Below are 26701 nucleotides of genomic sequence, written 5' to 3' on the forward strand. Positions count from 1 at the left end.
GTGCGTACGAAAACTAGCGTCGTTGCCGGAGGTGACCGAACGATGACGGCCTGTGCGATCGAGCCGGCGGCGGCGGACGAGGACGGCGGGTCCCCGGCATCGGGGTGCGCGATCACAGTCGACGGTTCCTACGCCGCGCGCCTCGCCCGGGACGGCGACTGCCTCTTCCCGGAGCGCTGGACACTGGACGGCCCCGAGCCGTACGCGGTGCCGCTGCCCGGCAACCAGCCGGAGGAGCCCGGTACGGAGGTGCAGCCGATGGGCGACGGGCGGGTGCTCATCCGGCGGCTGACGGACGGGCGGCACGCCTTCTCGCTGCTGTACCCGACCGGCCCGGCCACGGGCGAGCTGCCGCTCGGCGCGGTCGAGTGCCCCGAGGAGGGCGACCGGCTGCGGCTGCTGCCGCCCGCGCCGGGCGGGGAGAAGGCGTACGCCCTCGCCGTGGGCCGGCACTCCAGCGCGGTGTGGCTGGTGGCGGGCGGCGCCTTCGGGCCCGAGCATGTCGCGCAGATTCCGGGCCGCTGCTCGGGCGGGGTGTGGCTGGACCGTACGGGCCGGATGCTGGCGTTGGACCGGGAGGCCGGCGGCCGGACCAAGACGGTCGTGGTGGATCTGGAGCGGGCCGGTGAGGTCTCGCCCCTCCTCCAGATCGCCGCCGAGAGCGACGACCGGCTGCTGCTCGCCGACCCGGACAGCGGGCTGCTGCTGATCCGCTCGGACGCGCCGTCGCCGGGTGAGGAGCGGCTGGGCTGGGGTGTGCTGGGCAGCACGCTGCCGGTCCGTTTCCCGGAGTGTCTGCGGGCGCCCGGCTGCACGGTCACGCCGTTCGCCGTCCAGCCGGGGCAGGTGCTGATGCCGGAGAGCTGCGCGGTGGCGCTGCGGATCGACGGGCCGCTCGGCGGCTGGGTCGGTGTGTGGCGGCCCGCCGAGCGGCGGATGCGCCATCTCCCGGCGCCCGAGGGGTGGTTGGCGGGCGCCGGGCTGTGGACCGAGGACGGGGTGCTCCATCTGCCGTACGCCACGGCCGAGTTGCCGTGCGCGGTGGCGCGGGTGGAGGCGCCTTCGGGGGAGACGGGGAAGGCGGGGGGCTCGGGGGACGCGGGCCCGGAGGATCCGGAACGGGACGGTGGTACGGCCGTACGGGCGGTGTCGGGGGCCTCGTCCCCGGCCGTGGCCGAGCCACCGAAACCGGGTCCTCCGGCGCCCGTCGCGCCACGCCCTGTGCCCTTGCAACAGGCGCCTCTGGGGAATCTTGTAACGAACTAGTGCCGGTTGGGGTTGTCGCCTGGATTCGGCCCCCGGGGCGCCGGTTAAACTCGCCCGGCTGTAAGAAAGATCATGTTGACGGGGTGAGTTTCAACCGATGAGTGACGCCAGCAGGAACCAGCCGGTTGCCGACGTCCAGGAGTCCACCGGCCACGGCCGGCACCGGGGTCCGGTCTCGGTCCACGACAGTGAGTCGGCCCCCCGCGGCCGGCACCGCAAGCAGTCGGGCCACCAGGCGGCCGAACAGGCCGAATCGGCGGCCTGAGCAAACGATACGGCCCCGCCCCTCGCCCGAGGGGACGGGGCCGTTTCCGTGCCTGCCGCCGTGTGGACTGTCCGTGCCTACTCCCTCTTCAGCCCCAGTACGTCGGCCGCCGCGAACGTCTCCCCGGCCGGCCGCCCCGCGTAGTGCGCGGTGAGCACCGCGTCCAGCTCGTCGTAGGTGAAGGTGTCCTGCACGCTGTCGAACTTCGCCCGCACACGCGGCTGTTCGACGATCGCGACCATGCCTCCGTGGACGACGATCAGCTGGCCGTTGACCCGGGCGGCGGCGGGTGAGGCCAGATAGCCGACGAGGGGGGCGACATGCTCGGGGGCGAGGGGGTCGAGCCCGTCCTCGGGGCGTTCGAGGCCGGCGAAGACGTCCTCGGTCATACGGGTGCGGGCGCGCGGGCAGATCGCGTTGGCGGTGACGCCGTACTTGGCCAGCGCGAGGGCGGTGGAGGTGGTGAGGCCGACGATCCCGCCCTTCGCGGCGGCGTAGTTGGGCTGTCCGGCGGATCCGGCGAGGAACGCCTCCGAGGAGGTGTTCACGATCCGCCCGTACACCGGTGCCTGGGCGGCCTTGGACCGGGCGCGCCAGTGGGCGGCCGCGAAGTGGGTCGTGTTGAAGTGCCCCTTGAGGTGGACGCGGATCACGGCGTCCCACTCGTCCTCGGTCATGGAGAAGACCATGCGGTCGCGCAGGATGCCCGCGTTGTTGACGAGGACGTCCAGCCTGCCGTACTCGGCGATCGCCGACTCGACGAGTCCGCCCGCCTGCTGGAAGTCGCCGACGTCACCGGTGTGGGCGACGGCCTTGCCGCCGGCCGCCCGGATCTCGGCGGCGACCTGTTCGGCGGGTGTCGCGGAGGCCTCGCCGGAGCCGTCCCGGCCGGGCTGCCCGTAGTCGTTGACGACGACGGACGCGCCGAGCCGGGCGAGTTCCAGGGCCTCGGCACGGCCGAGGCCGCGTCCGGCGCCGGTGACGATCGCGCAGAGTCCCTCCAACGGCCTTGGCATCGGGGTCCCCTCAGATCTCGATGCAGGTGCGCAGCGAGGTCCCCGTGCGCATCTGGTCGAGGGCCTCGTTGATGTCGGACAGCGGCACGCGGTGCGTGATCAGTCCGGCCAGGTCGACGCGGCCGGCCCGCCACAGGGCGATGGTCCGCTCGTAGGCGCGCAGGACGTCGCCACCGCCGTAGAAGGAGGGCAGGATGCGCTTCTCGTCGAAGAACAGCTCGAACATGTTGAGCTGGAGGTTGTCGTCCATGGCGCCCGCGCCGACGATCACGAGGGTGCCGCCGCGGCGGGTGGTGTCGTAGGCGGTGCGGGCGGTGGCGGACTTGCCGACGACCTCGAAGACGTAGTCGAAGCCCTCGCCGGCGGTGATCTGCTGCTTGGCGTCGGGCAGTTCGTCGGGCGAGACCGCCCGCGTCGCGCCGAACTTCAGCGCGGACTCGCGGCGGGAGCCGACCGGGTCGACGGCGACGATCTCGGCGGCTCCCCTGAGCCGCGCGCCCTGGATCACGGAGATGCCGACGCCTCCGCAGCCTATGACGGCGACGGACGAACCGGCCTCCACGTCCGCGGTGTTGAGGGCGGCGCCGAGTCCGGTGGTCACTCCGCAGCCGATGAGGGCGGCGATGTCGAAGGGCACGTCGTCGGGTATCGGGACGGCGCATCCGGCGTCGACGACGACCTCCTCGGTGAAGGTGCCGGTCCCGGCGAAGCCGAACAGGTCACCGCCGGGGCGCCTGAAGTTGGGGGTGCCCGCGTTCATGAACCCGGCCAGGCAGAGTTCCGTCTGGCCGCGCTTGCAGGCGGGGCAGGTGCCGCAGGCGGGCAGCCAGCACACCACCACGCGGTCGCCGGGCTTCAGGTGGGTGACGCCGTCCCCCACTTCGAGGATCTCGCCCGCGCCCTCGTGGCCGGGCACGAACGGCGCCGGCTGGGGCAGGACGCCGCCCATCGCGGACAGGTCCGAGTGGCACAGCCCGGTGGCCCGTACCCGGATCCGCACCTTGCCGGGGCCGAAGCCCACCGCCTCGACGTCGTCGAGGATCTCCAGCTTGTCCTGGCCGATCTCGTGCAGTACGGCTGCGCGCATGGTGCGGCTCCCCTCGACTGTGGGTGGACTGATCGACTGTGGGTGGGCTCAGGTGTGTTCGACGACGGTGTCGGCGAGGACGGGCGCGTCGTCCCGCTCGACCGCGCTCACGGCGACCCTGGTCGCCTCCGGTGTGTGCCACATCCGGATCCGCAGGGTCTCCCCCGGGTACACGACCCCGGCGAACCGGGTGGCGTACGACCGCACCCGGGTCACGTCCCCGCCGAGCAGCGTGTCGACGACCGCCTTGAGCGTGCTGCCGTAGGTGCACAGCCCGTGCAGGATGGGCCGCTCGAAGCCGGCGAGCTTGGCGAACTCCGGGTCGGCGTGCAGCGGGTTCCAGTCGCCGGAGAGGCGGTAGAGCAGGGCCTGGTCCTCGCGGATCGGGCGTTCTACGGTCCGGTCGGGTGCGCCGGCGGGCGGATCGAGGCGGGCGGACGGGCCGCGGTCGCCTCCCCAGCCGCCTTCCCCGCGTACGAAGATCTGGGCGTCGTTGGTCCACAACGGGCCCTGGCCGTCGGCGGCTTCGGTGCGCATGACCAGGACGGCCGCCTTGCCCTTGTCGTACACGGCGGCGATCCGGGCGGTGGCGGTCGCGGTGCCCTGCACGGGCAGGGGGCGGTGGACGGTGAGCGACTGGCCGCCGTGCAGGACCTTGGCGAGGTCGACGTCGACGCCGGGCATGGACAGGCCGCCGATCACGCCGGGCGAACCGGCGCCCGCGACGGTGGCGAAGCTGGGCAGCACGTGCAGCCGGGACTCCAGGGTGTAGCGCAGCTCGTCCGGATCGGTCGCGGGGATGCCGGCGCCGATGCCGAGGTGGTAGAGCTGGACGTCCTTGTGGTCCCAGGTGATCTCGCCGGAGCGGGGCTCGGCGGCGAGGGCCTTGGCTGCGTCGATGGGCATGCGGCTCCCTGCGGGTTCAGAGACCTCGGTACGGCCGTCCGCACCGTCGGCCGCACCGAGGTCGTCACGGGCCGATCTAGAACGCGTTCCAGTCCGGCGACCTCTGTATAGCCCAGCGCTCGGCAGTTGTGAAGACTCCTGACAGGGTGTCAGGTTCCGTGGCGGCGCCCGGGTGGCCGGGGGTGACATTTGTCCTGCCGGAGGCCGTACAACCGCATCTGCCGCGGGGGCTCCGGGGTGCGTAGCGTCGTGGGCATGTCGGAGCGAAGGAACAGGGGCGGGTTTTGGAGCGGGTCCTGGCTGCGCACGGTCTCGTGCCGCCTGGACGCCTGGCAGCTGGCTCATCAACATGCGCAGGAGCATGCGCAGGAGCAGCGGCGGTATTACGACGAGAGCGACGCGAACGCTGAGAACGCTGAAAACGACGAGAACGCCGAGACCGCCGAGAACAAGGACCGGCGCAAGGCCCAGAGGCGGGCGGCTCGCAAGGCCGGGAGGACGCCCGAGCGCGTGGGGCCCCCGTCCGGCTTCGCCCTGCTGCCGTGGCTGCTGCTGGGGATGGGCGCCTTCTCCCACCTCTTCCAGGGCGACGCCCCGAACCCCTGGATCGGCGGCCTGGGGCTGCTCACCTTCAACTCGCTCTACGTCTACGTGGCCTTCCGCTCCTTCGTGCCCCGGGCGCGGGAGGCCGTCTCGACCCGGCTGGCGCTGGTGCTGATGGGCCTGGTGACCTGCGGGCTGGCCTTCGGGTACGGCGGCAGCTGGCAGCTGCTCTTCCCGCTGCTCGGCCTCGCCACGGGCGCGGTGGTGCGGATGCCGCACCTGCGCTGGGTGGGGACGGTCGTGGCGGTGCTGGCCGGGGTGGTCTCCGTGAACCGCGACGGCTGGGGCGGCCTCGACACCGCGTACGCCACCTGGATCTCGACGATGGTCACCGCGGCGATCCTGTCCCTGTCCGAGGCGGTACGGGAACTGCGGGCGGCCCGTGAGGAGTTGGCGCGCCGCGCGGTCGAGAAGGAGCGGCTGCGGTTCTCCCGCGATCTGCACGATCTGCTCGGCCACACGATGTCGGTGATCGTGGTGAAGGCGGAGGCGGCCCGGCGGCTCGCCGACCGCGACCTGGCGGCGGCGCTCGGCCAGATCACCGACATCGAGTCCGTCGGCCGCCAGGCCCTCACCGAGATCCGAGAGGCCGTCACCGGCTACCGCGAGGGCAGCCTCACCACCGAACTCGACCGCGCCCGCTCCGCACTCTCCGCGACCGGCGTCGACCTCACCCTCCACCGGTCGGGCACCCCCCTCCCCGCCCAGACCGAGTCCCTGCTGGCCTGGGTGGTCCGCGAGGCCGTCACCAACGTCGTCCGGCACAGCGGGGCGAGCCGGTGCGAGGTCGGGGTGGCGGTGGTGGCGGAGCGGGTGCGGCTGACGGTGACGGACGACGGGGTGGGGCCGGGGGCCGTCGACGCGGGCGCCGATGGGACCGGCCTCAGGGGCCTCACGGAACGCCTGGCCGCGGCCGGCGGCTCCCTCACGGCCGGGCCCGGCCCGCAGGTGGGTTTCGTGGTGAGCGCGGAACTTCCCTTGGAGGGGGCTGAGTTGACGCGGTCTGCGGGGGTGGGGGGTCTGTGGGAGCCGGTGGGGACGGCTGGGGCAGAGGGAACGGCGGCGGCGGTGCGGCGGGCGGATGTCTCGGCTCGTTGAGGCGGGCGTGGGCGGGGGCCCGGGGCGGGGTTGGGTTCGGGGTGGGGTCGGGACGGGGTTGGGCCGGGGCGGGGTCGGCAGGTACGGATCACTCGGATCGCGGGGCGGGGCCGGCGGGTGCGGGCCACTCCGGGCGCGAGCCGAAACCCACGGATACGGGCGACCCCGGACCCAGTCCGGGACTCGCGCACGCGGACGATCCCTGCCCACGCCGGAACCCACAGGCACCGGCAACCCTCAGCCCAAGCCAGACCCCGTGAATACGAGCCGCCACCGCCCCGAGGCCGAACCGGTCCGTGCAGGCCACGGCGGTGCCGGTAGGGGGGTCGCGCCCTACGCTTGGGCCGTGAACGAGATGCCGCGGGACCATCGGCCCGCCAAGTCCATCAGGGTCCTGCTCGCCGAGGACCAGGGGATGATGCGCGGCGCCCTCGCGCTGCTGCTCGGCATGGAGGCGGACATCGAGGTCGTGGCGCAGGTGGCGGCCGGGGACGTGATCGTGGACACGGCCCTGATTCACCGCCCCGACGTGGCGCTCCTCGACATCGAGCTGCCCGGCATGAGCGGCCTGGACGCCGCCGCCGAACTGCGCGACCAGGTCCCCGACTGCCGGGTGCTGATCCTCACCACCTTCGGCCGCCCCGGCTATCTGCGCCGGGCCATGGAGGCGGGCGCCGCGGGCTTCCTCGTCAAGGACGGCCCCGTGGAGGAACTGGCCGCCGCGATCCGCCGCGTCCTGACCGGCGAGACCGTGGTCGACCCGGCCCTGGCCGCCGCCGCGCTCAGCGCCGGCCCCAATCCCCTCACCGCCCGCGAGTGCGACGCCCTGAAGGCCTCCGCCGACGGCGCGACCGTCGCCGACATCGCCGTGAAGCTCCACCTCTCCGAGTCCACCGTCCGCAACTACCTCTCCTCCGCCATCGGCAAGACGGGCACTCGCAACCGGCTGGAGGCGATGCGGGAGGCCCGGCGGCAGGGCTGGCTGTAGACCGTCGCTTCATTCGGCCGTACGGGCCGGTCCACCTGACGGGCCACCCGAGAGCCTCCCCGCACCTCAGGCCGTCTGGACCTTCCGGGGCAGCCACAGCAGCATCAGCACAGCCCCACCGAGCAGCACCCCCGTACCCGTACGGAACACCAGGGCGTACCCCTCGGTGAGGGCCTCCGGCGTGTGGCTGCCCTCCGTGCGGGCCGCGGCGATGGTCGACATGACGGCGAGGCCGAGGGAACCGCCCATCGTGCGGGAGGTGTTGACGAGGCCCGAGACGAGACCGGCCTCCCCCGGGGCCGCGCCGGAGATGGCCAGGGCGGCGAGGGGGGTGGTCGCGAGGCCGGCGCCGAGCATCATCAGGATCCCGGGGATCATGATCGCGGTCAGATAGGGCGCGTCCACCCGCAGCGTGGACTGCCAGCCGAACCCGACGGCCGCCACCGCCGTCCCCAGGGCCGCCGTGACCCGGGGCCCCACCGCCCGCATGCACCGCGGGGCGACCTTCGAGCCGAGGATCACGGCGAGCGAGCTCGGCACCAGGGCGAGTCCGGCGTCCAGCGGGGAGTAGCCCAGCACGTTCTGGGCGTACAGGGTCATGAAGAACCACATGCAGAACATCACGGACCCGCTCAGGAACATCGCCACGTTCGCCGAGGACACCGCCCGCACCCTCAGCAGTGCGAGCGGCATCAGCGGGGCCGCCGTACGGGATTCGACGACGAGGAAGAGGGCGAGCAGCACGAGGCCCAGGACCAGGGGGACGAGGGTGGCGGCGGCCGTCCAGCCCGCGGCCTCGGTCTGCGAGATGCCGTAGGCCAGCACGGCGAGGCCGGCCGTGGCCAGCAGGGCGCCCGGCAGGTCGAGGTGGCGCCGGTCCCCGGCACGGCTCTCCGGCAGCCACAGCAGGGCACCGAGCAGGACGACGGCGCCGACGGGCACGTTGATCAGCAGCACCCAGCGCCAGGACAGCACGTCCACCAGGGCGCCGCCGACGAGTCCGCCGGCCGCCCCGCCGCCGGCGCCCACGGCCGTCCAGGTCGCGATGGCCCGCGCGCGGGCGGCGCCCTCGGGGACGGCGGCCGTGAGGATGGTCAGCGTCGCGGGCGCGAGCACCGCGGCGCCCAGACCCTGCGCGGCGCGGGCGAGCAGCAGCTGCCAGCCGTCCTGGGCGAGCCCGCCACCGAGGGAGGCGAGCGTGAACATGCCGAGGCCTATCAGGAACATCCGCTTGCGGCCGTAGAGGTCGCCGGCCCGTCCGCCGAGGAGCATGAAGCCGGCGAAGGCGATGGCGTAGGCGTTCACCACCCACTGAAGTCCCTGGTCACCGAGGCCGAGGTCGGTCCGCATCGACGGCAGTGCCACGTTCACCACGGACACGTCGAGGACGACGAGGAACTGTCCGGCGCAGGTCAGTGCCACCACCAGCCAGGTGGGCGGAGCCGAGCGGAGACGGGACGCGCGGGCGGTGTCAGCGGCTTCCAGCATGGTGGTCATGCTCTCAATCCGGCTCGTCTTCCCCAAGAGAATATAAAGAAATCGTTAGTACGCCGAAGCATCGGAATAGTTGCCCGCGCATACGTAGTTCACACCACACGTACCTGAACACGTACGTGACCACGCACCGACGTCCCCGCCCGGAGGCCTGCCTCACATGACGCACACACCGACCGACCAGCCCACCAGGAGAGCGACCAGCGCCGTCGTCCCGGTCCTCGCCTTCGCGGGCATCGTGGTCGCGGTGATGCAGACCCTGCTCGTCCCGGTGATCAAGGACCTGCCGCAGCTGCTGGACACCACGCCCAGCAACGCCACCTGGGTCCTGACCTCGACCCTGCTCTCGGGTGCCGTGGCCACGCCGATCATGGGCCGCCTCGGCGACCTGTACGGCAAGCGGCGCATGCTGATCCTCAGCCTCGCGGTGATGGTCGTCGGCGCCCTGGTCAGCGCCCTCACCAGCGATCTGCTCACCATGATCGTGGGCCGTACCCTCCAGGGCTTCGCGATGGGCGCGATACCCCTCGGCATCGGTCTGATGCGGGACATGCTGCCCCGCGAGAAGCTCGGCTCGGCGATGGCCCTGATGAGCTCCTCCATCGGCGTCGGCGGCGGCCTGGCGCTGCCCGCCGCGGCCCTGATCGCCCAGCACGCCGACTGGCACGCCCTCTTCTACGGCGCGGCAGGGCTCGGCGCGCTGTCCATCGTGCTGACCCTCCTGGTCGTTCCCGAGTCCCCGATGCGCGCCGAGGGCTCCTTCGACCTGCCGGGCGCGCTCGGCCTGTCCACCGGCCTCGTCCTGTTCCTGCTGCCGATCACCAAGGGCAGCGACTGGGGCTGGACCTCCCCCACCACGCTCGGCCTGTTCGCCGCCGCGGCCGTCGTCCTCGTCCTGTGGGGCGTCATGGAGCTGAAGGTGAAGGCCCCGCTGGTCGACCTGCGCACCACGGCCCGCCCCGCCGTCCTCTTCACCAACCTCGCCTCGATCATGGTCGGCGTCAGCTTCTACGTCGTCTCGCTCGTCCTCCCCCAGCTGCTCCAGCTGCCCAAGGCCACCGGCTACGGCCTCGGCCAGTCGATGGTCGTCGCGGGCCTGCTGGTCGCCCCGCTCGGCCTGACGATGATGTTCACGGCCCCGGTCTACGCCCGCCTGTCCGCCAAGTACGGCCCCAAGACCACCCTCATCCTCGGCATGCTGATCATCGCGATCGGCTACGGCGCGGGGCTCGGCCTGATGAGCGCCCCCTGGCAGAGCCTGGTCATCTCGGTCGTCCTGGGCGCGGGCATCGGTCTCGCCTACTCCTCGCTGCCCGCACTGATCGTCGGCGCGGTCCCGGCGTCGGAGACGGGTGCGGCGAACGGGCTGAACACGCTGATGCGTTCCATCGGTACGTCGGTCTCCAGCGCCGTGATCGGCATGGTCCTGGCCAACACCGCGAACACCGTGAACGGCGTCGAGATCCCGACCATGCACGGCTTCCGGGTCTCCTTCCTCATCGCGACCGGCGCGGTGGCGGTCGGCCTGCTGATGGCGCTGTTCCTGCCGAAGCCGAACCGCGCGCCGCAGCTGCGGGCCAGCAGCGAGGAGGACGCGGGGATCGAGCGGGCGGAGGAAGTGCTGCGGGGGTTCCGGGGCCGTGTCCTGGACGCCGTCGGCACCCCTGTCCCCCGGGCCAAGGTCACCCTGATCGACCGCCGGGGCCGCCAGGCCGGTGCGACGCTCTCCTCCGAGGACGGGACCTATGCTCTCGCGGTGCCGGGCGGCGGGGCGTATGTGCTGGCCGCACGGGCTGCCGGGTACGGGCCGTTGGCTTCGTCGGCGACGCATGCGGGTGGGTTGTCGGCCGTGGAGTTGGATCTGGCGTTGCCCGGGGAGACGGTCAAGGCATAGACGCCTTTTGGGTTGCCACGGAATGTGGTGTGGCGGCTGCGGCGCCGTTGTGGCTGGTCGCGCCCCGCGGCGGAGCCGCTATTCGACACAGCCCCGCGCCCCTGAAAGGCTTTCCGCACCCCCTGTCCAGACGCCGACGGGGGGTGCGGCAGCATGAGGCGACTGTCCGCACGTATGACCGAGAGGAAACCGCCGATGCCCGCGGCCGCTCCCAAGCCCGAAATCCTGGCCGCGTTCGAAGCGGCGAAGGGGTTCATGCCGGTGGGTGAGGGCCTCGCCCTCTACTCGGCGGCCCTGGAGGCCGGGCGGCTCGGGCTCCCCCTCCTCGAAGTGGGCACGTACTGCGGCCGCTCCGCGATCCTCCTCGCCGACGCGGCCCGCGCGTCCGGGGTCGTCGCGCTGACCGTCGACCACCACCGGGGCAGCGAGGAGCAGCAGCCGGGGTGGGAGTACCACGACCCGGAGACGGTGGACCCCGAGATCGGGCTGATGGACACCCTGCCCACCTTCCGCCGCACCCTGCACCGGGCCGGCCTGGAGGAGCACATCGTCGCCCTCGTCGGCCGCTCGCCGCAGGTCGCGAAGGTGTGGGGGTCCCCCCTCGGTCTGGTGTTCGTCGACGGCGGTCACACCGACGAGCACGCGAACGCCGACTACGAGGGCTGGGCACCCCACATCGCCGCGGGCGGCCTGCTCGTCATCCACGACGTCTTCCCCGACCCGGCCGACGAGTTCACCGGCCAGGCCCCCTACCGCGTCTACCTCAGGGCCCTCGCGTCCGGCGCCTTCACGGAGACCGCGGCGACGGACTCACTGCGCGTACTGCGGCGGACCGGGGCGGGGATCTGAGCGCGGGGGGCCGGGGGCACGGTTAGAGTCGCTGTCGTGTCCTACGTAGGCCCCGGCTTCGAACCGTCCCCGCCCCGCCGTCCCCGGCGTCGTCCGCTGACCGTCGCGCTCGTCGCGCTGGTGCCGGGTGCGTTGCTCGGGTGGGTGGTGTACGAGGTGGTGGGGGGTGCGGGCTCGGACGGGGGTGCCGGCGCGGTCGGTACCACGGCGTCGGCGAGTGGGCCCGTTTCGCCCAGGAGCTCGGCTGCCTCGTCGGCCGGGTCGGGGGATGACAAGCCGGGCGGGACGCCGAAGGCGAGTCCCACGCCGACGGCCTCGGCGCCCGCCGTCTCCGGGCCGCTCAAGGGCAAGGTGATCGTGATCGATCCGGGGCACAACGCGGGCAACTTCCAGCACACGGCCGAGATCAACCGCAAGGTGAACATCGGTACGAACTGGAAGGAGTGCGACACCACGGGGACGGCCACCAACTCCGGCTACAAGGAGGCGGAGTTCACCCTGGACGTGGCCCACCGGATGCGCACGCTGCTTCAGGCGCAGGGCGCCACGGTGAAGCTGACGCAGGACGGCGACCGGCCCTTCGGGCCGTGTGTGGACGAGCGGGCCCGGATCGGCAACCAGGCAGGGGCCGACGCGGTCGTCTCGGTCCACGCGGACGGTTCGGGGGCCGGTAACCGCGGCTTCCACGTCATCCTCCCGGGGAGTGTGAACGAGGGCGCCGCCGACACCCGTTCGATCGTCGGCCCCTCGCGGGCCCTCGGTGAGCGCGTCGCGGGCAACTTCGTGCGGGCGACAGGCAGCGCCCCCTCCAACTACATCGGCGGCGGTACCGGTCTCGACACCCGTACGGACCTGGGCGGTCTCAATCTGTCAACGGTTCCCAAGGTGTTCATCGAGTGCGGCAACATGCGCGATAGCAAGGACGCGGCGTTGCTCACCAGCGGCGCCTGGCGGCAGAAGGCGGCGCAAGGGATCTCTGATGGAATCGTGAGTTTCCTGCGCGGGTAGTGATCAGCCCCTTGATCCTGGCGGACACCTTGTTCTCACGGACGATAGTGTCGTCCCTACGATGAGGGGCCACCCCCGCGCTTCACACCGGGGCCTGACGGCGACATGGTGACAGCGAGCCTCCTACCGACGACGAGACGACCTGCGAAGGACCGACTGAAGTGAATATCCGCTCCCTCACTAGAGGCGACGGCGTGGTGATCGGAGCAGCGGTCTTGCTGTTCATCGCCTCGTTCCTCGACATCTACTCGATCGACGGGGTCCCGGACGGTTACGACCTCCCCAGCCTCTGGGCGAGCGGGCCGGTCGTGCTCGGAGTAGTGCTGGCGGGGATCATCGGCGCCGCGCTCGTCGTTGTCTCCCACGGCCTGCCGCAGGTCCCCAAGGTGGCCGGTCTGGACCTCGGCCAGTTCGGTGTGGCCTTCACGGTCTTCGCCGCCTGGAGTGCGCTCGGCAACATCTTCGACCCGGCCGGCGGCGCGAACAACGGCGGCAGCGGCGGTGGCTCGGCCGGCCCCGACGCCGGTATCGGCCTGATCCTGGCCCTCATCGCCACCCTGGTCATGGCCGCGGCCGCCCTCGCCACCCCTCTCGTCCCGGCCCTCAAGGCCGCCCTCGTCCCGGCCCCCAAGCCGCCGCAGCCGCAGCCCTACGGCGCCCAGCCGCCCGGCGGTTACGGCTACCCCGGCGCCCCGCAGCCCGGCCAGCCGGGTCCCGGCCAGCCCGGTCAGCCCTACGGTGGACAGCCGCAGCCGGGGCAGCCGTTCGGCGGTCAGCCGCAGCAGGCCCAGCCGCCGGCTCCGGCGGCGGCGGAGTTCTCGCCGTTCTGGTTCGCCGTGCCGGTGCCGCGTCCGCTGTTCGCGGAGGACGGCTCGCCCACCCCGATCGCCGAACTGGCCCCCGGTACCTGGTACCTGGCGGTCGAGCAGCGCGGCCCGGCGCTGGTCGCGCAGACGCAGGACGGCCGCCGCGGCGTCCTCCAGGACACCTCGGGGATCCAGCGCGGCTGAGCCCCGACCCCCTTCGACAACGGCCCCTCGCCCTTCCGGGTGCGGGGCCGTTGTCGTACAGTCGCCCCCTCCACTGGCTGACGCCCCGTCAGGAGGCTGGCATGCGGCTCGGTCTGGCGCTCGGCTACTGGGGCCGCGGCCCCTCCCCCGACCACGTGCCGCTCGCCCAGGAGGCCGAACGGCTCGGCTACGACTCGGTGTGGACCGCGGAGTCGTGGGGCTCCGACGTCTTCACCCCGCTCACCTGGATCGCGGCGCACACCTCCCGGATCCGGCTGGGCACGGCGGTCGCGCAGATGGCGGCCCGCTCCCCGACCACGACGGCGATGCACGCGCTGACCCTGGACCATCTCTCCGGCGGGCGGGTGCTGCTCGGGCTCGGGCTGTCCGGTCCGCAGGTGGTGGAGGGCTGGTACGGGCGGCCGTTCCCGGCGTCCCCGCTGACCGCGACGAGGGAGTACGTCGACGTCGTACGGCAGGTGCTGCGGCGGGAGGCGCCGGTGGCCGTGGACGGACGCTTCCACTCCCACCCCTACCGCGGCCCGGACGCCACCGGCCTCGGCAAGGCGCTGAAGTCCATCACGCATCCCCTGCGCCCCGATCTGCCGGTCCTCCTCGGTGCCGAGGGGCCGAAGAACGTGGCGCAGACGCTCCGCATCGCGGACGGCTGGCTCCCGCTGTACTGGTCCCCGGACCGCCCCGAGGCGTACGGCACGCTGGAGGACCTGCGCGAGGGCTTCCTCGTGGCCCCCATGGCGCAGGTCCGCGTCTGCGACGACGTCGCCGAAGGACTCCTGCCCGTCAAGACGATGCTCGGCTTCTACATCGGCGGGATGGGCCACGCGGCCCGCAACTTCCACGCCGACCTGATGGGACGCATGGGGTACGAGGAGGAGGCGCGCAGGATCCAGCGCCTGTTCCTGGAGGGCCGCCGCGAGGAGGCCGTCCTCGCCGTCCCGGACGCCTTCGCCGACGAGATCTCGCTGGTCGGACCGCGCGAACGCATCGCCGAGAAGCTGGAGTCGTGGCGCAAGGGCCCGGTCACCGACCTGCTGGCACTGGCACCGGACGCGCGGACGCTGCGGGTGCTGGCGGAGCTCAACACCTGAGGCCCGCTCAGTGGAAGACGGACACCGGGTCCAGGGTGAGTTCCGCCGTCGTGGGGTTCCAGACGCGGACCCGGCCCAGGCAGGTGGCCGGGAACTCGCCCTCCGCGTAGTCCTCGACGCGGAACTCCTCGCGGACCCAGTTCTCCTTGCAGGTGATCTTCACATGGGCGGCCAGCTCGCCCGGGCCGTAGCGGGCGCGCAGCACCATGCCGCCGCCGTCCGCGCGGCGGGCCGTGAACAGGCCGGTGACCAGGACGAAGTCGGAGCGTACGGCGGTCAGGGAGGCCGTCGAGCGGTCCGCGGCGGCGGACAGGGTCCTGGCGAGTGTCCCGTTGGGGTCGAGGCGTCCGGTGGCGAGGTCGGCGTCCACCACCCAGTCGCGTGCCCGCAGCTTGTCCATGATCAGGCTCAGCGCCTTCATGGGGGTGTTCTGCTCCAGGTACTCGACCACGCGTTCCTTGGTCTCGTCGTGCTGGGCCTTGCCGCCGGCCGTGCCGAACCGGGCGAACATGCCCAGCCCGCGGACGGTGGCGACCTTGGCGGCGACGGCCATCTCCCCGGTGTTGGGGATACCGTGCATGTCGGCGATGTCCTTGACCCACGTCTCGTTGACGTAGATGCACATGCCGGAGATCACCGGCGGCGCATCGCCACGCCATCCCGACCACGGCCTCCAGCGCGCCAGGGCGTACTGGAGCAGCACGCCGAGGCAGGCCGCCGTTCCGAGCCACACGGCCATCCACGGCCACCACTGGCTCCACCACTGACTGTCAACGACACCCACGGATCTCCTTGAAGGCCTCGGAGAGCGAGGACCGGCCGGCGTCGACCATGCGTCCGCCGGTCACGTCGGCCGCCTTGCGCAGGGCGGCCGCGTCGGCCTCGCCGAAGTGGACGGGGAAGGTGGGTACTTCGCGCACCTCGGGGCCGAGCGCCCGGTACCGGCGCAGGAACTCCTCATAGCCGATGCCCGCGTTGTTCTCGCCGTCCGTCATCAGGACGACGGAGACGGGGCGTCGCGGCTCCTCGCGGACCGCGTCGGCGGCGAGGCGGTAGCCGTGGGCGAGGGCCGACCAGACGGCGGTGGCGTCGCCGAAGCCGCCGTCGGCCACGGTGTCGCCGAGCGTACGGAGGTCCCGGTCGTCCCGGACGGTCACCGTGCGCTCCTCCAGCACCCGCCCGCCGAACCGTACGACCGTCAGCCGCTCCCCCCGGTAGAAGCGGGCGAACTTGCCGGTGGAGGTCGGGTCGGCCCCGCTGAGGTCGGCGAACGCGGCACGCAGGGCGGCGATCCGCGGGCCGCGCATCGAGCCGGAGAAGTCCAGCAGGAAGACCACCTGGTCGGTGGTGCGCCGGGCCGGATCGCCGTAGTCGGCGACCAGGCGTTCCACGATGGACAGCCGGTCGGGGAAGGACAGCGCGTTGCCGACCGCGGCCCGCAGCGGCGGCGCGGGGGTGACGTCCTGGTTCACCGGGCGGCGCCAGGTGAGCCGCGTCAGCTCCCGCTGTGTGTCGGTCCGCAGCAGCCAGTCCACGACCTTCCGGTACGCCGGCCGCTGCCGGGTGTCGAGCAGGAGCAACGGGAAGTCGGACAGCACCATGCCGTCCTCGGGATGGACGATCTCCAGGGGCGCGCGCAGCCTGTCCGTGGCGTTCAGCGACAGCAGTTCGGACTCGTGGGCGATCAGCGCGTCGGCCCGGCCCGGCTGTCGTACGTAGGTGTCGATCAGGTCGCGGGAGCCGGCCGCGGTGAGGGTCTGGCCGGAGCGGAAGCCGCGCAACCGGTCGCAGGAGACGTCCTGTTCGCGCAGCGCGCTGCCGGTGCCGGCGGCCGCGGTGGCGACACCGACCAGCGCCGCCCGTCCGGTGTCGCTGGCGCGCGGGTCGGCCATCCCGAACCGTACGGTGCCGTCGGCGGCCGCGTCCGCGATGTCCGCCCACGACAGGCGTCCGCCGGGGACCCTGTCCCGCAGGGTGTCCGCGGTCTCGGGGGTGAGGCCGACGACCACCGGCGAGCGCATGATCGCGGTCGACTCGGGCCGGGCCGCCCCGCCGCCGGAGTCCCGCAGCCGCAGCAGATAGGAGCGGTCGGAGGCGGGCCAGGCGAGGTCGTAGGCCGGGTTCCGGGCGCCCGCCAGGTCGGCGGTCGCCTTGTAGTCCATCTCCAGCCGGACCCCGGTGTCCTCCTCCAGCCGGCCCAACAGTGGTTGTACGTCGGCGAGTTCAGGGCTGGCCAGGACTCTCAGGGTGACGTCGTCCCCGTCCCGTGTGCAGGCGGAGAGCAGCGGGGCGAGCAGGCCCAGGGCGAGACAGGCGGTGAGGGTGCGCGCGTAGGGGCGCGTGGGGCTCACGGGGTGTCTCCGACGGGCGGCGGGCAGTCGCCCACGTAGTCGATGATCTTCTCCAGGATGTCCAGGCCGGGCTCGTACACCTTGGTGCGGTCGCGGTTGGGGGTCGGGACCTGTATGCCGTTCTCGTCCAGGTGGGCGTTGAGCTGCTCGCTGGTGCCGTCCTCGCCGGAGAAGCGGACGCGGAAGCCCAACTCGATGGCACGGCGGCGCAGTTCGGGGTCGGTCGCGATCAGGCCGACCAGCTTGTCGCCCTTGCCGCTGAGGGAGATGAGCTGCGGCTCGGTGAGGGCGTAGGGGGTGGGATAGAGCAGCACCCGGCTGGAGTCCTGGCGGTGGTGTCTGCGCTCGTAGTCGATCTGGTGGGCCAGGTACTGGTGCTCGTAGATCAGGGAGATGGGCGCGATGCTCTCGCCGAGGGCCGAGAGGTAGCTGTCGGCCTGCTCGTCGGCCCACATGCCCTGGAGGTCGATGAGGGGTTTGATTCGCGCGGCCACGTCCAGGGCCTCCCGGGAGGCCTTGTCCTGGTCCGGTTCGCCCGCGCCGGGTGTGCTGTCGTCGTTCTTCACGAAGGCGAGGATGCTCAGGTAGGTGCCCGCGGCGTTGGACTCGCAGACGCTGGACGTGCGCACGAGGACCCGTCCGCTGTTGCTGTTCCCGCCCTTGTCGAAGCCGATGCCGTTCCAGGTGTCGGCCCGCTCGACCGTGCCGTCCCTGTCCTGGTCGCCGATGTCCCGCTTGCCGTCCCGGCCGTCGAGCAGGCCCGTGAAATTCTCCATGTCGAGGTCGTAGTAGAGCGTCCGGCCGCCGCCGCGGGCCGGTTGCGGGGTGGCGACACCCGCCCGTACCAGCGTCTCGGCGTAGTCCCGGAACGTGCCGAGGACCAGCGGCGAGACAAAGGGCCGTACCGAACGCACGGAGTGGTCCTGCCGGTTGAGGATCAGCTTGGCCGCGGGCTGCCCGGACGGGAAGACGACGTCCATGCCCTTCAGGGACTGCGTGGCGATGCCCCGGGAGCCGAGCCGGTGGATGTCCACGCGGATGCCGTGCTTCAGGAGCAGCCGGCGCACCTCGGGGTCCCTGAAGTAGTCGGACTTGGAGGCCATGCGGGCCTCGATCGTGGTGATCGTCTCGAAGGGGCGCAGGGTGTTGCCCGAGACCAGCAGGGAGATCAGCCCGGCGAGGGCCAGCGGAAGCGCGACGGCCACATGCCGGGGTAAGCGGCGCCGCTCCCGGCGGCGGGTGGTGAGTCGGGGTTCCGCGAGGGGACGCGGGGTGTCGGGGGCGGACGGGGCGTGCGATCTGTCTGTGTCGGACACCGGCTCTCCTGCCTCTCCAGGGGCAGGAGCATGGGTGACCATGCCGAACGTCCCGCGTCATCACGATGTACCCCGACGGAAGGGAAGGAGAACCACGGTTGGCGTTTCAAACAGGGATTCGGGGCCATCCGATAGGCATGTCTCGATATCGCAGCGGTTCCAATTCCGCGGGCACGGTCATCGCCATCGTCGCGGACATCATGGCCGTCATCCTCGGCCTGTGGATCCTGATGTACCTCCTGGACGCGAACCGGGGCAACGACCTGGTCCAGTTCGTCCACGACGCGGCCAACTGGCTGGCCGGCTGGTCCCGCGACCTGTTCACCTTCGACGAGGCCTGGGCCCGAGTGGTCGCCGGCTACGGCCTGGCAGCGGTGGTCTACCTGTTCATCGGCCACGCGATAGCCAACAGGGTCCACCGCCACTAGGGGCGGCCTTCAGGCGCAACAATCCGGGTCGAGCCCCAAAGGCAACCGTTCCCCACCGAACACCGCACACGTGGCCTCGTGTCCACCCAGCGCCGCCACCGCCAGCAGCAACGAACCCACCGTCCACGTCGTCAGCTCGCGCGGCCAGATCGCGTCGTCCTCGAAGACATAGCCGGTCCAGTACAGCCCGGACTCGTCGTCCCGCAGATGCCGGATCGACTTCAGGATCTCCAGCGCACGGTCGGACTCGCCCATCACCCAGAGCGTCAGGGCGAGTTCGGCCGACTCACCCCCCGTCACCCAGGGGTTGGGCACGACACACCGCACCCCGTACTCCGGCACGACGAACCGCTCCCAGCCGTCCTCCACCCGGGACTTGGCCTCGGCGTCGGTCAGGGCGCCGCCCAGCACGGGGTAGTACCAGTCCATCGAATAGCGGTCCTTGTCGAGGAACCGCTCCGGATGCCGGCGGATGGCGTGCCGCACCGCCCCCACCGCCAACTCCCAGTCCGGCTGCGCCTCTTCGCGCTGCTCGGCGATCGCGAGCGCGCACCGCAGCGCGTGGTGGATCGAGGAGGACCCGGTCAGCAGCGCGTCCGTGGTGAACGTGCCGTCGTCCTCGCCCTTCCAGCCGATCTCCCCGCCGGGCTGCTGGAGCCGCAGCACGTACTCGACGGCCGCGTAAACGGTCGGCCACATGCCGTCGAGGAAGGTGTCGTCGCCGGTGGAGAGGTAGTGGTGCCAGACGCCCACCGCGATGTAGGCGACGAAGTTCGTCTCCCGGCCGCGGTCGGTGACCTGGGCGAAGTCCCCGTCCTGGTAGGCCGCGTACCAGGAACCGTCCGCGTTCTGGTGGCGCGCGAGCCACTCGTACGCCCGCTCGGCGGCCTCGTGCTCGCCGGCCGCGTCCAGAGCCATCGCGGCCTCGGTGTGGTCCCACGGGTCGAGGTGGTGACCGCGGAACCACGGGATCGCCCCGTCCTCGCGCTGCACGGCGAGGAGACCGGCGACGGTCGCGGCGGCCTGCTCGGCGGTGAGGACCCCGGGCAGGACGAGGTGTTCTGTCCGGGACGCCGTCACCGGGCGTCCACGGCGGGCAGGTGCGGCTTGGTCGCGTAGGCCACGAAGCTCTTGCCGATCAGCGGGTTGAGCGCCTGCTCGGCGACCCGGGTGGCCAGCGGTTTCTTCATGATGTCCCAGACCAGCAGCTTGTGGTACGCCCGTACCGGCAGCGCCTTGTCGTTGTCGACGCCGAACGCGCACTTCAGCCACCAGTACGGCGAGTGCAGCGCGTGGGCGTGGTGGGTGCCGTAGGGCTTGAGCCCGGCCTCGCGGATCTTGTCGAGCAGTTCGTCCGCCCTGTAGATGCGGATGTGGCCGCCCTCGACCTCGTGGTAGGCGTCGGACAGTGTCCAGCAGACCTTCTCGGGTCCGTAGCGCGGGACGGTGATGGCGATCCGGCCGCCGGGCCTGAGCACGCGGACCATCTCGGCGAGTACGCCCTTGTCGTCCGGGATGTGCTCCATCACCTCGGAGATGATGACGACGTCGAAGGACTCGTCGGGAAAGGGCAGGGCGAGCGCGTCGCCCTCCATCGCCGTGGCACTCGCGCCCTCGGGTGCCTCGCCCGCCTCCTTCATCGCCGCGAACCACTTGGCGACCTCGCGGATCTCCTCGCCGTTCTGGTCCAGCGCCACGACCTGGGCGCCGCGCCGGTAGCACTCGAACGCGTGCCGTCCGGCACCGCAGCCGAGGTCCAGGACACGGTCGCCCGGGGCGAGCGGGAACCGGGAGAAGTCGACGGTCAGCACGTGGCCCTGCTTTCGGGGTGGGAATCGACGTCGGTCAGGGGCGCGGCGACGGCCGCGGGGCGGGCGTCCGGTACGCCGCTCGCGGTGGCTGCCGCGGGCCGGGCGGCAGGCGTGGCCGCGGAGCGGGCGATGGCCTCGCGGTATCGGGCCACCGTGCCCTCGGCGGCCCGGGCCCAGGTGAAGCGGTCCAGTACGCGCTCACGGCCGGCGCGGCCCAGGCGGGCACGGAGCTCCGGGTCGCCCAGCAGGCGGCTCAGGGCGGCGGCCAGGGCCCCCGGGTCCGCCGGGGGCACCGCCAGACAGGTCTCGCCGTCCCGGCCGGCCACCTCCGGGATCGCGCCGCCCGTCGTCGCGACGAGCGGGGTGCCGGTGGCCATGGCCTCCGCGGCCGGCAGGGAGAAGCCCTCGTAGAGCGACGGTACGCAGGACACCTCGGCCGAGCGGACCAGGTCGACCAGTTCGGCGTCCGATATGCCCTTGACGAACTCGACGGCGCCTTCGAGGCCGTAGCGCTCGATCGCGGCGGCGACGGGGCCCTCCTCGGGCCTCTTGCCGACGACGACGAGGTGGGCGTGGGGCCGCTCGGTGCGGACCTTGGCCAGCGCCTCGACCAGGAAGACCAGGCCCTTGAGCGGGACGTCCGCGCTGGACGTCGTGACGATCCGGCCCGGGACCACCGGCACCGAGGGGTCCGGGGAGAAGAGGTCGGTGTCGGCGCCGATGTGGACCACGTGGATACGGTCCTCGCGGACGCCCAGGTCCTCGATGATCTCCGTACGGGAGGTGCCGGAGACGGTGAGCACCAGGGGCAGGCGGCGGGCCACCCGCTTCTGCATCCGGGTGAAGGCGTACCAGCGGCGCACCGAGTACCGGCGCCACCGGCCGTCCGCCGCGGCCAGCTCCAGCCGCCGGTCCACGGTGATGGGGTGGTGGACGGTGGTGACCAGCGGGGCGCCGACGTCGCCCAACAGGCCGTAGCCGAGGGTCTGGTTGTCGTGCACGACGTCGAACTCGCCGCGGCGGGCGCGCAGATGGCGGCGGGCGCGCAGGGAGAAGGTGAGCGGTTCGGGGAAGCCGCCGGTCCACATCGTCGCCACTTCGAGCGCGTCGATCCAGTCGCGGTACTCGCCGCGTCCCGGGGTGCGGAAGGGGTCGGGCTGGCGGTAGAGATCGAGGCTCGGCAGCTCGGTGAGGCCGAGGCGGTGGGCGTACTCCGCGCCCGCGTCAAGGACGGGGTAGGGCTGGGAACCGATGACCTCGACCCGGTGGCCGAGGCGGGCCAGCTCGCGCGAGAGGTGCCGTACGTAGACCCCCTGGCCCCCGCAGAACGGGTTCCCCTTATAGGTGAGGAGTGCGATGTGGAGCGGTCGCTCGCCGTCGGCGGCCAGGTCCTGAGGAGACCCCGCCTGACTGGCCTCAGCGGTCACTCTGGGCCCCCTTCTGCCTGCACTGTCCCGCGAGACTACGACGGGACGCTAATCTAGAACAAGTTTCAGACTTGATCGTTAAGTCGGCTCTGAATCTACCGGCAGGTAAGGACGCTGCGAGCAGTGGATCAGGTGATTCACGCCACGACCGGGCACCCTGTTCTGCTGAGCGATCGCACGCCCTCACCGACTGTCAGGGAACGGGACCCATGCCTGCGGAAGTCAGCACCCAGCGACCTGTCTCACCGCCCCTCACCGAGCGGCAGGAGGCCCGGCGTCGCCGCATCCTGCACGCGAGCGCGCAGTTGGCGAGCCGGGGCGGTTTCGACGCCGTCCAGATGCGCGAGGTCGCCGAGTCCTCGCAGGTGGCGCTCGGCACGCTCTACCGCTACTTCCCGTCCAAGATCCATCTGCTGGTCGCCACGATGCAGGACCAGTTGGAGCACATGCACGGCACCCTGCGGAAGAAGCCGCCGGCCGGCGAGACGGCGGCGGAGCGGGTGGCGGAGACGCTGATGCGGGCCTTCCGGGCGCTCCAGCGCGAGCCGCACCTGGCGGACGCGATGGTCCGCGCCCTCACCTTCGCCGACCGCAGCGTCTCCCCCGAGGTCGACCAGGTCTCCCGGCAGACCACGCTGATCATCCTGGACGCGATGGAGTTGGAGAACCCGACGCCGGAGCAGCTCTCCGCGGTCCGGGTCATCGAGCACACCTGGCACTCGGCGCTGATCACCTGGCTCTCGGGCCGCGCCTCGATCGCCCAGGTGAAGATCGACATCGAGACGGTGTGCCGGCTCATCGACCTGACGGACCCGGAGGGCAACAGGGGATGAGCGGCGAGGAGTTGACCGCAGGACGACCGCGGGACGACCGCGAAAGACCTACGAGACGGGTTTCCTCGGTCCGACCGTCGACGTCGGCCCCGGCGGATCCCGCGGCATTCACGTCGCCGTAGGGTCTCGCGGAAGTCGGCTACTCCGGTCGAAACCTTCACTCGTCTCGTAGGCCACTTCCAGGATAGAACTCCCGTATGGGGATGCAACCCCCCAAAGGGAACTTTTTTATTCCTCCGGCGGGAACACCGGCTCCCCGCTGCCCAGCAGCGTGATCATGATGGCCTCCACCGGGCAGGCCTCCGCCGCGGCCAGCACCTTCTCGTTGGCGTCGGTCTCCGCCTCGACGGGGTGGGACTGGCGTCCCGCGTCGAGGCGGAAGCCGTCCGGGGCGTGGTGGACGCAGCTCGCGGAGCCGATGCACAGGGAGCGGTCGACCTCGATCTGCCAGCGGTCGCCCATGCCCGTTCAGCCCTCCCAGCCGGCCGGCAGATGGATCATCTTGTGCTCCAGGTACTCGCCGTACCCTTCCGGCCCGAACTCCCTTCCCAGGCCAGAGCTCTTGTAGCCGCCGAACGGGCCCAGCATGTCGAGGCTGAAGGTGTTCACCGAGTACGTCCCGGTACGGACCCCGCGGGCCACCTCGATGCCGCGCTCCACGTCCGCCGTCCACACGCTGCCGCTCAGGCCGTAGTCGGAGTCGTTCGCGATCTTCAGCGCCTCGGACTCGTCACCGTAGGGCAGGAGACAGATCACGGGTCCGAAGATCTCCTCGCGGGCTATGCGCATGGAGTTGTCGACGTCGCCGAAGAGGGTCGGCTCGACGTACCAGCCCTTGTCCAGGCCGGGCGGGCGTCCGCCGCCGGTGAGGATCTTCGCGCCCTCCTCCTGGCCGATGCGGATGTAGTCGAGGTTGCGCCGCTGCTGGCGTTCGGCGACGAGTGGGCCGACCTGGGTCGCCGGGTCCAGCGGGTCGCCGACGACGAGGGCGCCTGCCGCCGCCGCGAAGGCCTCGGCGAACTCGTCGTAGCGCGAGCGCGGCAGCAGGATGCGGGTCTGGGCCACACAGGCCTGTCCGTTGTTCATCCAGGCCGCCGGGACGACCCCGGCCACCGTCGTCTCGACGTCCGCGTCCGGCAGGACGACCGCCGCCGACTTGCCGCCCAGTTCCAGGGTGAGACGGGTGAGGTTGCGGGAGGCCACCTCCATCACGCGCTTGCCGGCCGCGACCGAGCCGGTGAAGGAGACCTTGTCCACGCCAGGGTGCCCGACCAGGTACTCGCTGACCTCGCGGTCGGCGGGGAGGATGGACAGGACGCCCTCCGGCAGCCCGGCCTCCTTCGTGATGTCGGCCAGGATGTAGGCGTCCAGCGGCGACTCGGGCGACGGCTTGAGCACCACCGTGCAGCCGGTGAGCAGGGCGGGGGCGAGCTTGGCGGCGGCCACGAACTGCGGGACGTTCCACGGCACCACGGCGGCGACGACACCGACCGGTTCGCGCCGGACGAGGATGCGGCCGAGGACTCCGTCGCGGGTCTCCTCGTACGTGAAACCCCGCGCGACCGTGATCGCCGAGTCCCACACCATCATCGCGCCGAGGGCCTGGGCCAGGACGCTCCAGGAGTACGGCGAGCCGTTCTCGGAGGAGATCATCCGCGCGATCTCCTCGTGCCGCACGGCGATCGCGTCCTTGATCCTGCCGACGACCTCGATCCGCTCCTCCAGCGACATCCGCGGCCAGGGCCCCTCGTCGAAGGCGGTGCGCGCGGCGGCGACGGCCCGGTCCACGTCCCCGGTCGAGGCGTGCGGGACGCGTCCGATGACCTCCTCGGTGTGCGGGGAGACCACCTCGATGACGTCCTTGCCCAGGGGGTCGGTCAACTCCCCGCCGATGAACAGCTGTCCGTGTTCCACGAGCTCGGTCATGGCGACTCCCTGAGACTCTCCGTGACTCCCTGACGATCCATCAGATACGGCACTGATACCAGTTCCACTCGGAGGAGTCCACGGAGCGCACGTCATCCGGTTGATGACCTCGGGCTCCCATCGAAACGCGTTCTAGTTATACTCGGGCTCGCGTGGCCGGAACGCGGTGATTGGGGAACCCATGACGCAGGTGTACGACCACGGCGGCGGTGTCCGGGCCCTTCGGGTCCCGATCCCGGACAACCCTCTCGGCCACACGCTCGTGTACGTCGTCGACACCGACCGCGGACCGGTGCTCGTCGACACCGGCTGGGACGACCCGGACTCCTGGGACACCCTCGTGGCGGGGCTGGACGCGTGCGGGACCTCGGCCGGACAGATCCACGGCGTGGTCGTCACCCACCACCACCCCGACCACCACGGCCTGTCGGGCCGGGTCCGGGAGGCGTCCGGTGCCTGGATCGCGATGCACGAGGCGGACGGCGCGATCGTGCGGCGTACCCGGGAGACCCGCCCCGAGCGCTGGTTCACCTACATGTCGGCCAAGTTGGAGGCGGCCGGCGCCCCCGAGGAGCACGTGGCCCCCCTGCGCTCCGGGGGCCGCCGTCGACACCCCGGCTTCTCCCCCGCCCTGCCCGACCGCGCGATCGTCCCCGGCGAACTGCTCGACCTCCCCGGCCGCCGGCTGCGCGCGATCTGGACCCCGGGCCACACACCCGGGCACGTCTGCCTGCACCTGGAGGAGGACCATCCCGCCCAACTCCCGGGCCACGGACGCCTGTTCTCCGGCGACCACCTGCTCCCGGAGATCACCCCGCACATCGGCCTGTACGAGGATCCCGACGACGCGACGATCACCGACCCGCTCGGTGACTACCTGGACTCCCTGGAGCGCGTCGGCCGCCTCGCCCCCGCCGAGGTGCTCCCCGCCCACCAGCACGCCTTCACTGACGCGGGCGCACGCGTACGGGAGTTGCTCGCCCACCACGAGGACCGCCTCACCGGCCTGCTCACCCTCCTGGCCGAGCCCCTCACCCCCTGGCAGCTCGCCGAACGCATGGAGTGGAACCGGCCCTGGTCGCAGATCCCCTACGGCTCCCGCACGATCGCCGTCTCCGAAGCCGAGGCGCATCTGCGACGCCTGGTGAAGCTGGGGCGGGCGGAGGCGGTGACGGGGGGCGAGCCGGTGACGTACGTGGCGGTGTAATCCACTCGCGGTCGGCACCCGCCCGCTGATACCAAAAACAATCATGGACCCCTTGGAACAACTCCTCGCCGAACGCGCCTGCGAACGCCTGATCATCGACTTCACCCACCGCCTCGACCTGGGCGAACCCGCCTCCGTGGCCGAGCTGTTCACCGAGGACGGCGTGTGGCAGTGGCCCGCGGGCAACCGCCTGATCAAGGGCCGCGAGTCCCTGCGCACCTACTTCGGCTCCCGCCCCGCCGACCGCCTGTCCCGCCGCACGATGTCCAACATCCTGGTCACGGTCACCCCGCCCGACACGGCCACGGCGACCTCCTACTTCACGACCTACCGCGTCGACGGCCACACCGGCGGCACGACCCCCGTCCCCTCCGGCCCCCCGGTCCAGGTCGGCCACTACGACGACACCTTCCACCACACACCCGACGGCACCTGGCTGCTTGCCTCCCGGGTCTTGCATCTGGCGTTCGGGGGGCCTACTCCGCGCCGGGACGACAACCGCGTGTAGTTTGACCCGGCCCCCCGAGCGGTCTAGGCAAAGCCCGGTGCGGTGCCGCGCCCCGAAAGGGGCGCGAGGCTGTATCGATATGTGGCTCCGCCGCGTGGGCGCCACCAGCCCCCACTCACCCGCAGATTCACCACCGCCCTTCCAGCGGAGCGCCAAGGCAGCCCACCGGTGTCTCCCTACGGGCCGGTACAGTGGCGGGGTCGTATCACACCCGTACGGGGGGAAGCCGGTGCAAATCCGGCGCTGACCCGCAGCCGTGAACCGTCCGTGGGGGCGGTGAGCCGGATTGCCCCGGACGGGA

At 71.9% G+C, this 26701-nt stretch carries 25 protein-coding genes and 1 riboswitch; of the genes, 13 read left to right on the forward strand and 12 right to left on the reverse strand.

Features of this window, described 5'->3' with window-relative positions; all coding sequences use genetic code 11:
• Positions 1 to 42: 42 nt before the first annotated feature.
• Positions 43 to 1266, forward strand: coding sequence for a hypothetical protein (locus SLINC_RS13870; RefSeq protein WP_067431601.1), 1224 nt, complete (start codon positions 43 to 45; stop codon positions 1264 to 1266).
• Between the two features lie 97 nt (positions 1267 to 1363).
• A complete protein-coding gene (locus SLINC_RS48475) occupies positions 1364 to 1531 on the forward strand; it encodes a hypothetical protein (RefSeq protein ID WP_170068270.1) in 168 nt (55 codons plus the stop codon).
• 77 nt (positions 1532 to 1608) lie between these two features.
• Here the strand turns inward: SLINC_RS48475 and SLINC_RS13875 are convergent, their stop codons facing one another.
• From SLINC_RS13875 to SLINC_RS13885, 3 genes are read right to left on the reverse strand one after another with little or no spacing between them, the layout of a single operon-like run.
• The gene (locus SLINC_RS13875; protein WP_067431604.1) at positions 1609 to 2547 is read right to left on the reverse strand and encodes a 3-oxoacyl-ACP reductase; all 939 of its coding nucleotides are present in this window, start codon (positions 2545 to 2547) and stop codon (positions 1609 to 1611) included.
• A 10-nt stretch (positions 2548 to 2557) separates the two neighbouring features.
• Positions 2558 to 3634, reverse strand: coding sequence for a Zn-dependent alcohol dehydrogenase (locus SLINC_RS13880; protein WP_067431607.1), 1077 nt, complete (start codon positions 3632 to 3634; stop codon positions 2558 to 2560).
• Between the two features lie 48 nt (positions 3635 to 3682).
• Positions 3683 to 4540, reverse strand: a complete 858-nt coding sequence (locus tag SLINC_RS13885) for a MaoC/PaaZ C-terminal domain-containing protein (protein ID WP_067431610.1) — start codon at positions 4538 to 4540, stop codon at positions 3683 to 3685.
• A gap of 255 nt (positions 4541 to 4795) precedes the next feature.
• On the opposite strand from SLINC_RS13885, the gene SLINC_RS13890 reads away from it, so the two are divergent.
• Together SLINC_RS13890 and SLINC_RS13895 are read left to right on the forward strand one after the other, a co-directional pair.
• Complete coding sequence (locus SLINC_RS13890) at positions 4796 to 6241, forward strand: sensor histidine kinase (protein ID WP_067445312.1); 1446 nt, start codon at positions 4796 to 4798, stop codon at positions 6239 to 6241.
• A gap of 355 nt (positions 6242 to 6596) precedes the next feature.
• On the forward strand, positions 6597 to 7229 hold the full coding sequence (locus SLINC_RS13895) for a response regulator transcription factor (protein ID WP_067431613.1): 633 nt from the start codon (positions 6597 to 6599) through the stop codon (positions 7227 to 7229).
• A gap of 66 nt (positions 7230 to 7295) precedes the next feature.
• Here SLINC_RS13895 and SLINC_RS13900 read toward each other — a convergent pair whose 3' ends face one another.
• Positions 7296 to 8726 carry an MFS transporter gene (locus tag SLINC_RS13900; protein WP_067431616.1) on the reverse strand — a complete coding sequence of 477 codons (1431 nt, stop codon included), beginning with the start codon at positions 8724 to 8726 and terminating at the stop codon, positions 7296 to 7298.
• Positions 8727 to 8883: 157 nt separating this feature from the next.
• Here SLINC_RS13900 and SLINC_RS13905 point away from each other — a divergent pair, with 157 nt between their 5' ends.
• The 5 genes from SLINC_RS13905 (at position 8884) to SLINC_RS13925 (ending at position 14593) form a co-directional block, all read left to right on the forward strand.
• The gene (locus tag SLINC_RS13905) at positions 8884 to 10617 is read left to right on the forward strand and encodes an MFS transporter (RefSeq protein ID WP_067431619.1); all 1734 of its coding nucleotides are present in this window, start codon (positions 8884 to 8886) and stop codon (positions 10615 to 10617) included.
• A 195-nt stretch (positions 10618 to 10812) separates the two neighbouring features.
• The gene (locus SLINC_RS13910; RefSeq protein ID WP_067431623.1) at positions 10813 to 11466 is read left to right on the forward strand and encodes a class I SAM-dependent methyltransferase; all 654 of its coding nucleotides are present in this window, start codon (positions 10813 to 10815) and stop codon (positions 11464 to 11466) included.
• 36 nt (positions 11467 to 11502) lie between these two features.
• A complete protein-coding gene (locus SLINC_RS13915) occupies positions 11503 to 12474 on the forward strand; it encodes an N-acetylmuramoyl-L-alanine amidase (protein WP_067431626.1) in 972 nt (323 codons plus the stop codon).
• 161 nt (positions 12475 to 12635) lie between these two features.
• Positions 12636 to 13484, forward strand: coding sequence for a hypothetical protein (locus SLINC_RS13920; RefSeq protein WP_067431630.1), 849 nt, complete (start codon positions 12636 to 12638; stop codon positions 13482 to 13484).
• 101 nt (positions 13485 to 13585) lie between these two features.
• A complete protein-coding gene (locus SLINC_RS13925; protein ID WP_067431631.1) occupies positions 13586 to 14593 on the forward strand; it encodes an LLM class F420-dependent oxidoreductase in 1008 nt (335 codons plus the stop codon).
• Positions 14594 to 14600: 7 nt separating this feature from the next.
• Here SLINC_RS13925 and SLINC_RS13930 read toward each other — a convergent pair whose 3' ends face one another.
• From SLINC_RS13930 to SLINC_RS13940, 3 genes are read right to left on the reverse strand one after another with little or no spacing between them, the layout of a single operon-like run.
• Positions 14601 to 15377: a hypothetical protein gene (locus tag SLINC_RS13930; RefSeq protein WP_152039031.1), complete on the reverse strand. Its 777-nt coding sequence runs from the start codon at positions 15375 to 15377 to the stop codon at positions 14601 to 14603.
• Positions 15364 to 16944, reverse strand: coding sequence for a vWA domain-containing protein (locus tag SLINC_RS13935; protein WP_079164524.1), 1581 nt, complete (start codon positions 16942 to 16944; stop codon positions 15364 to 15366). Before SLINC_RS13935 ends, SLINC_RS13930 begins: the two co-directional genes overlap by 14 nt.
• Positions 16941 to 18260, reverse strand: a complete 1320-nt coding sequence (locus SLINC_RS13940) for a hypothetical protein (RefSeq protein ID WP_225988415.1) — start codon at positions 18258 to 18260, stop codon at positions 16941 to 16943. Before SLINC_RS13940 ends, SLINC_RS13935 begins: the two co-directional genes overlap by 4 nt.
• A 137-nt stretch (positions 18261 to 18397) precedes the next feature.
• On the opposite strand from SLINC_RS13940, the gene SLINC_RS13945 reads away from it, so the two are divergent.
• Positions 18398 to 18688, forward strand: a complete 291-nt coding sequence (locus SLINC_RS13945) for a hypothetical protein (protein WP_067431641.1) — start codon at positions 18398 to 18400, stop codon at positions 18686 to 18688.
• A gap of 9 nt (positions 18689 to 18697) precedes the next feature.
• Here the strand turns inward: SLINC_RS13945 and SLINC_RS13950 are convergent, their stop codons facing one another.
• Genes SLINC_RS13950 through SLINC_RS13960 form a run of 3 tightly spaced genes read right to left on the reverse strand, consistent with a single transcriptional unit; the run spans position 18698 to position 21926 of the window.
• Positions 18698 to 19768, reverse strand: a complete 1071-nt coding sequence (locus tag SLINC_RS13950; protein ID WP_067431645.1) for a prenyltransferase/squalene oxidase repeat-containing protein — start codon at positions 19766 to 19768, stop codon at positions 18698 to 18700.
• Entirely contained in the window at positions 19765 to 20499 is a 735-nt protein-coding gene (locus SLINC_RS13955) for a class I SAM-dependent methyltransferase (protein ID WP_067431653.1), read from the reverse strand. Before SLINC_RS13955 ends, SLINC_RS13950 begins: the two co-directional genes overlap by 4 nt.
• Entirely contained in the window at positions 20493 to 21926 is a 1434-nt protein-coding gene (locus SLINC_RS13960) for a glycosyltransferase family 4 protein (RefSeq protein ID WP_067431656.1), read from the reverse strand. The genes SLINC_RS13955 and SLINC_RS13960 overlap by 7 nt, the downstream gene beginning before the upstream one ends.
• A gap of 209 nt (positions 21927 to 22135) precedes the next feature.
• On the opposite strand from SLINC_RS13960, the gene SLINC_RS13965 reads away from it, so the two are divergent.
• The gene (locus SLINC_RS13965) at positions 22136 to 22759 is read left to right on the forward strand and encodes a TetR family transcriptional regulator (RefSeq protein ID WP_067431659.1); all 624 of its coding nucleotides are present in this window, start codon (positions 22136 to 22138) and stop codon (positions 22757 to 22759) included.
• Between the two features lie 228 nt (positions 22760 to 22987).
• Here SLINC_RS13965 and SLINC_RS13970 read toward each other — a convergent pair whose 3' ends face one another.
• Together SLINC_RS13970 and SLINC_RS13975 are read right to left on the reverse strand one after the other, a co-directional pair.
• Entirely contained in the window at positions 22988 to 23221 is a 234-nt protein-coding gene (locus SLINC_RS13970) for a ferredoxin (RefSeq protein WP_067431662.1), read from the reverse strand.
• A gap of 6 nt (positions 23222 to 23227) precedes the next feature.
• Positions 23228 to 24685: an aldehyde dehydrogenase gene (locus SLINC_RS13975; RefSeq protein WP_067431665.1), complete on the reverse strand. Its 1458-nt coding sequence runs from the start codon at positions 24683 to 24685 to the stop codon at positions 23228 to 23230.
• A 181-nt stretch (positions 24686 to 24866) separates the two neighbouring features.
• On the opposite strand from SLINC_RS13975, the gene SLINC_RS13980 reads away from it, so the two are divergent.
• Positions 24867 to 25892 carry an MBL fold metallo-hydrolase gene (locus tag SLINC_RS13980; RefSeq protein ID WP_067431668.1) on the forward strand — a complete coding sequence of 342 codons (1026 nt, stop codon included), beginning with the start codon at positions 24867 to 24869 and terminating at the stop codon, positions 25890 to 25892.
• 43 nt (positions 25893 to 25935) lie between these two features.
• Positions 25936 to 26400, forward strand: coding sequence for a nuclear transport factor 2 family protein (locus SLINC_RS13985; RefSeq protein ID WP_067431671.1), 465 nt, complete (start codon positions 25936 to 25938; stop codon positions 26398 to 26400).
• A gap of 219 nt (positions 26401 to 26619) precedes the next feature.
• Positions 26620 to 26692: riboswitch (cobalamin riboswitch) on the forward strand.
• Positions 26693 to 26701 lie beyond the last annotated feature (9 nt).

Origin of the sequence: Streptomyces lincolnensis, assembly GCF_001685355.1 — a bacterium.
Taxonomy (GTDB): Bacteria; Actinomycetota; Actinomycetes; order Streptomycetales; family Streptomycetaceae; genus Streptomyces; species Streptomyces lincolnensis.